A 6,068-nucleotide genomic window follows, 5' to 3' on the forward strand; every position below is an offset into this window, starting at 1 on the left:
TAATACGGGAATCTTTCAGGGGCATGGAATTGAAGCCTTCCGAAAGCTTGAAAATCGATACCTTCTCGATGCGCATCGACAGCATCGAAGGCGTCGAACTGGACAGGTTGCACGCGCTCTCTCTCTCCGTGGGGTGGCCGCATCGCGCCGAGGACTGGCAATTCCTGCGCGAGTCGGGACAGGGGTTCGTGGCGCTCGATGAGATCGGCCGGGTTCTCGGTTCGGCCATGTGGTTCGCGCATGGCGCCGATTTCGCAACCGTGGGCATGGTCATCACCTCGCCGCGACTTCAAACGCTGGGTGCGGGGCAATGGCTGATGAAGCGAGTCTTCGAGAAGGTCGCCGGACGTGATCTGCGCCTCAATGCAACGCGCGCGGCACGGCGGCTCTATCTCTCGCTCGACTTCCAGCCGGAGAAGACCGTCTATCAATGCCAGGGCATCGCCCGCGTGCAGACGATGGGCAAGCCGGCGAATAATCAAGGCGATGTCCGGAGTTTGGACGCAAAAGATATTCCCGCCGCGATCGCGCTTGATGCGGCAGGGTTTGGCGTTAGGCGGGCGGGGCTCATCGAGAGGCTTTTCGCGCACTCGACCGGCTATGGTCTCTTCAAGGGTGACACGCTGAACGCGTTCGCGCTCTGTCGGCCGTTCGGGCGGGGCCATGTCGTGGGGCCGGTCGTGGCGGAAAACGACGCGGACGCAGTGGCGATCGTTCGACCGCACGTGGCCGACCATTCGGGGTCTTTCCTGCGGATCGACACCCACATGGACAATGGCGAGTTCGCCGCCTTTCTGTCGCACGGCGGAATGCCGGTTTTCGACACGGTGCTCACCATGTCGATGGGCAAACGCCTAACCGATTTTGCCGTCGGCGGTGCAATCACACCGATGACTTATGCCCTCGCCAGTCAAACTCTCGGGTAGAGTCCAGGATGCGGGCAATCACGGCTAAGGCAGGCGCGCATCAATGTGGCGCATATCTAGCCAAGTTTTAACGATGAAAGCGTCGCGGAACCATACGGAACGATACGGGAAGGATGTTTGATTGGGCCCACGAAAAATCCAATGAAATCAACATTCCTGATACATCCTCCGGGCCCACCAATCACTATATATCAGCGGCTTACGCCTAATTCTTTGAGTTTGAATTGAGCGCTATCTGGTAAGTTCATAATTCTTGAGAGAAATGGTTTTGGGCCTCTTCGTCTATTTTCTCCTTCTCGTTGATGGCACTCGTCACACCTAGCGAAAGACCTTTCAGCGATACATGCAGTAGTCGGCGGCTACGACGTGCAATTAGGCGGATTCTGACTTCGGTCGTGCACGCCCTCCGGTGCCGGTGCTGCTCGTGGCTGGCCGAAATCTTCTAGAAAAGTCTTCGCGCTTAGAGCGCCAGCGCCTTCTTGAGATCATCATGCTCGAAGGCGCTCGCCATGCGGTTGATCTCGGCCGATCGGGCGCCCACCGCCTTGGCTGCATCGCGCCAGGTCGAAGTCACGGTGGCCACCTCCTTGATTATCGTTCGTGCCTGCGCGAGCGTAAGCGCGAAGAACCCCGCCGCGAACTCCAGCAGATCGAGCGAACACGTGCGTTCGTCGAGGTCGATGTTGGTCGTCAGAACACGCGGCTTGAGATCGGTCGGAACCGGATTGAGATCGTAGGCAGGCGAGAGTGACCATCCAGCCTTTCCCAGCCAAAGGAAGCCGTGGTTGCGCAGGTGGTCATCGACGTTGGAAACCAGCACGTTGAAGACGACACGGCGATAGAGGGCATGGGCGTCGGTTTTTCCCTGGGCGCCATGTTGCGCGAGCGCATCGACAATCTCGGGATAGCTGCCGCGCTCGCCGTTCCTGGCACCCATCATCGCCATAGCGGACAGGAACAGGATACGGCGCGCGCCGTCGCGCGTCTCGACAGCATGACCGGCTTGCCGGCGACTCCGATCAGTTCGCGCTGCGGCGTGGTGATGCTGGACTGGCCGGCCAGACGCAACGCGATCTCCTCCCAGGTCTCCACGCTGTAGTCGTCTGTCTCCTTGGGAAACTTGGCGATTGCGAGGTGACCATGCTGGTCGATGACCGACGCCTTCGGTCGCTCGCCGCCTAGAGAAGAACCGCGTGCGAAGATCAGTTGGAGATCCTCGTCCGTCTCCTCGTCGCGGAGAATTTGCTCGGTGATTTGCAGAAGCCGGCCGAGCTCGATGAGGGCAAGGACGCCGTCACGGATCGGCACTTGGTAGACTTCTGCGCCGACCAAGCGGAAGCGGAGGGGCGCCAAGTCGTGTCTGATCCGCGACGCCGAGAAGGTAGTCGCTCTCGGCCAGGGTGCGAACAGCACGTTTCTCGCGTTCCGCGAGACGCCGCTCGGAACGCTGCATGAGGCGTCGCCCCCAGGTGTCGGGAGCCGAGTCGCCGATGGAGCCGAATGTGGCCAGTCCGGCAGGTGGGGCAAAGGCGCCGCGGGTCAGGGCAAGCGCGGGCTCCAGGGAGAACCGATCCGGATCGTCGAGCCCATGCGCCGTCATACTCGAAGAGGATCGTCTCCGCGCCGCGGACGCGATTGCTTCTCGCCAGTCCGACGGGGCGCTTGCGGCCGTCAAGATCGATATGAACCTCGAAGTCAGCCATCGCGCAACGTCCCCGCCGGTCGCTTGAGGTGAGCGTGCTTCGGCAGTTCGGCGGTGGCCAGCGCCTGGCCAACCCTGTCGTTGCTGATGTCGGCGACCTGGCTCAGGCCATCGAGCAGGCCGAGTGCCTGAAGAACGCCGGCATATATGCCGATGCTGACACTCGTGTCGCCGGCCTCGACCCGTTGCAAGGTCGAGCGCGAGGTGAAGGCGCGCTGGGCCACCACTGCCATCGGGAGTCGGCGCCGCCGCCGGGCGTCGTGAATATCCGCCCCCAGCTTGCGTAGGGCGCGTCTTACGGCGGCTGGAGGATTGTGGGGAGTTGGCATTTTGACGCCTTCGCACTACAGATTACGTCAATATGTAGCACGAAGGTTACAATTGTGCTAGTCAGGCTAAACGTCGAAACGCCAAAAGCAGATTGAGGGCGATCGCGCCACCCCGCAACAGCCGCGTGGACTGACCGGTCGATTTGAAATTCAGTTGTTCGACTCTCGCAACGACATTGCTAGAGCCAACCTCGGCCATACTTTTTCGGCGTCTACTTCGGCAGCGGAGCGGCTCGTCGCCGCCGCCGCTAAGGGTCTGGACTATAAGCCATGCTAATCGTGCGCGGTGCCGAGCACCGCTCGGAGCCCTGAGTCGTTCTGGCGGAGATGTTCCTCGATCCATCGGGTCGTGCGGTCGTAGGCATCCGAAAACAACCCGGAATGCCGACTCCAATCCATGAAGCTGATCGTGTTGGAAACCTCCGGACAGACCAAGATATCCTCTTCGCCGACGGCAATGTCCTGCGGCCGGTGTGCCAGCATGCTCAAGGCAATGACCTGAAGCATGCTGGGAACCCGAGGCAAGCGGGCACGACCGAAAGGGTTCAGCAAGGCCAATGCCAGTTCGGAAGCTCCGGGGATGCGGTCATAGTCTATGTCGTATTTTTGCGGTGCACTCGACCCGAAGGTAACGATGACATTGGGTCCGGTCTTGAGCTCCTTCATCTGCTCCAGCGGCAAATTGTTCATGATAGCGCCGTCCACCAGCATGTCGCCGTCATCTGTAAAGAACGGCGGCAGGACACCCGGGATGGAGCCGGACGCCCGAACGGCGTGCCAGAGCTTTCCACGACGGTGGACATGGGGCTGACGGCTGCTCAGATTGGTCGAAAGCGCAAAGAACGGAAGCCAAAGATCCTCGATCAGAACGTCGCCGTATTCCAGCCGAAGGGCCCGATCAAACGCTTTGTGATCCAGAAGCGCGAAATGCGGCAAGGTGGGACGGCGAAACGCCCGGCTCTTGATAAATATGTTGTGGGTACCTCGGTCGATCTGCTCGGCATCCAAGCCTCTTGCGAAGCCGGCCATCATCGCCGCTCCGGAACTTGTCCCGCCGAGATAGTCGAAGCAAGCGCCCGCCTCAACGAAAGCCTTGTAGACGCCTAAATGAGCGCTGCCGAGGGACCCACCTCCTGCCGCCACGAAGCCCAGTGCCTTGCCCGAAATAAATCGGACCAGGCGCTGGAAATCAGACCCGTCGTCCAGCGCAACGTGATGATGCTGGTCAACATAGGGTCGCTCATCGAGCCATGCAGAGGTACCGGAGACCGCAGCCGAGCGACTGTCGTGAATTAGGACAAGCCGACTGGTCGATGGCGGATGGACCGATAGCGTCAGTTCCTCAGACGGGTTCAGGCGAGGCGAGCAGGACGCGTTGGCCAGCAACAGGACGGTATCGGCCTGGCGAATGCAGATTTGGGTCCATTCATTAGGTTCCTCATCGGCAACATAGACGATGAATTGGGCTTCCGCCTCCAGTTCGTTCAACCAGTTAAGGATCGGCTGGTCGTCGATCGGAAGACCTGGGAACTTCGCTTGGATGTCAAGCCGGGAAACGAACCGAGCGCGCGTGGCCGCGTCGAACGCTTGCCGTAGGTGCTGGATGAGCACCGGTGAGATGCGACTTCCGCCGGCTGCAATGATCGCAAGCGTTCGGATCTTGGCAGGTTCCTTGATACGCGACGAACTCGGAGATTGGGTGGCAAACCGACGCGCCAGAAATACCGTGACCGCCTCTCTCAGGCTCGGCAATGTCTCGGCCGCCTTCTCGAAATGATTGCGACCGATTTCAAGGACGATCGAATCGCGCGCTGCAAGGACAGTGGCCGTGCGGGGTAGTCCCGCGAAGAAACCGGTTTCACCGATGAGTTCACCCTGTGCGATCTCGGCGACCGAGCCAGTCGAATCTCCTTTGTGTACCGTAAAGCGTCCAGACAGCACGATGAAAAACCTGTCCGACGCATCGCCTTCGCGAACCAGAACCTCACCGCGTCTCAGGACCCGACGGTCGGATTCGGCAGCTAAAGCCTCGAGCGCCAGCAACGACGCCCGATCGAACATCAATGTTGCCGACAATAAACTCGCTGCGAGAGAATCGACGGAGGACATCTGAGCCATCCCTTAGGAATCCATGACTTTTGTCTCCTCGAGGGTGCTGGACGCCCTGCCGAATGATACCACACATGAGAGCCGCCAAACGGCTGAGGCGCGGGACTGACCGCTGGGCCATCTCTGGCTCCCAGCAAGGGCCACGATCAGGCCGCCACGCCGCTCTCGGCGTCCGTCTTTTGGGCCAGGAAATTCTCTTGAGCCCACGTCGCGAACCTGCTTTCCTGCTATTTTGTTTGCGAGCTTCGAAGTAGCTAAACGTCTCTGCCACCTCGGCGGCCCCGGGAAAGAGCGTAGCGAAGACGTCCTTGGGGACTTGCTTGAATGAGAATTCATGTCCCTCTCGATTCAACGTTTCGATGATTTCGTTGAAGCTCATAAAGTCACCGACCAAGGGCAGATACTCGCCATTGCCCGCCTGATCCAATCACTGCGATGCGGGAATGTTTCCCTGCTCGTCCAAACGAATTCCCTGATAAAGGCATAAGGGAATTTCTGCCCTAAACAACTGAAATTGCGTAACAATAATGGCGTGAGGACCGCCAATATCGACGGTTTGCGCGAAAATTCCCTGTTTTTTTGCCTTATCAGGGAAGCTCGGCGAGAGACCCGTTCGCTTCAGACTGCCACACCCACTAAAACATGGTAACCGGGGCAAAAGCGGCGGCGTTTGGGCGCGTCGATCTGCTGTTGGGGTTCAGCGCGCGGCGAGGAGAACGGGAAGCGGTAGGATCTTGCTGCCAGGGATGCCGAGGCGGTCGCCGAGATAATCCCAGAAGCTGACACCGAGCTTGTTGCAGGTCTTCATCATGCTGAGCATGGTGTCGCGGGCGGCACGGCCCTGGTTGCTGTGGGTTCCGCCGCTGATCTTGCGCCGGGTCACCACGCTGCGGATATCGTTCTCCGAGCCATTGGTGTGGAGCGGAATGTCCGGGCGTTGGAGGATCTTCAGGAAGCTTTGGCGGTCGGTCCGGATGCGCGCGAGTAGACGGTCGAGGGTCA

Annotated in this window: 5 protein-coding genes; 1 reads left to right on the forward strand and 4 read right to left on the reverse strand. The window is 59.8% G+C overall.

Annotated elements, in window-relative coordinates:
- Positions 1–23: 23 nt before the first annotated feature.
- On the forward strand, positions 24–926 hold the full coding sequence (locus IQ26_RS12820; protein WP_145717447.1) for a GNAT family N-acetyltransferase: 903 nt from the start codon (positions 24–26) through the stop codon (positions 924–926).
- A gap of 460 nt (positions 927–1,386) precedes the next feature.
- On the opposite strand, the gene IQ26_RS40350 is transcribed toward IQ26_RS12820, so the two are convergent.
- From IQ26_RS40350 to IQ26_RS12840, 4 genes are all read right to left on the reverse strand, one after another.
- The gene (locus tag IQ26_RS40350) at positions 1,387–2,010 is read right to left on the reverse strand and encodes a type II toxin-antitoxin system HipA family toxin (protein ID WP_240547099.1); all 624 of its coding nucleotides are present in this window, start codon (positions 2,008–2,010) and stop codon (positions 1,387–1,389) included.
- 611 nt (positions 2,011–2,621) lie between these two features.
- Positions 2,622–2,957, reverse strand: a complete 336-nt coding sequence (locus IQ26_RS12830) for a helix-turn-helix domain-containing protein (RefSeq protein ID WP_145717449.1) — start codon at positions 2,955–2,957, stop codon at positions 2,622–2,624.
- A 273-nt stretch (positions 2,958–3,230) separates the two neighbouring features.
- Complete coding sequence (locus tag IQ26_RS12835; protein WP_162457942.1) at positions 3,231–5,066, reverse strand: patatin-like phospholipase family protein; 1,836 nt, start codon at positions 5,064–5,066, stop codon at positions 3,231–3,233.
- A 697-nt stretch (positions 5,067–5,763) separates the two neighbouring features.
- A partial coding sequence (locus tag IQ26_RS12840; RefSeq protein ID WP_145717453.1) for an IS66 family transposase occupies positions 5,764–6,068 on the reverse strand: 305 nt, incomplete at its 5' end.

Source organism: Mesorhizobium tianshanense (assembly GCF_007830515.1).
In the GTDB taxonomy this organism is placed as follows: domain Bacteria; phylum Pseudomonadota; class Alphaproteobacteria; order Rhizobiales; family Rhizobiaceae; genus Mesorhizobium; species Mesorhizobium tianshanense.

Coding starts and splice junctions, on each gene's coding strand:
- IQ26_RS12820 (WP_145717447.1), top strand. CDS start 24: ATGGAATTGAAGCCTTCCGAAAGCTTGAAAATCGATACCTTCTCGATG.
- IQ26_RS12830 (WP_145717449.1), bottom strand. CDS start 2,957: ATGCCAACTCCCCACAATCCTCCAGCCGCCGTAAGACGCGCCCTACGC.
- IQ26_RS12835 (WP_162457942.1), bottom strand. CDS start 5,066: ATGTCCTCCGTCGATTCTCTCGCAGCGAGTTTATTGTCGGCAACATTG.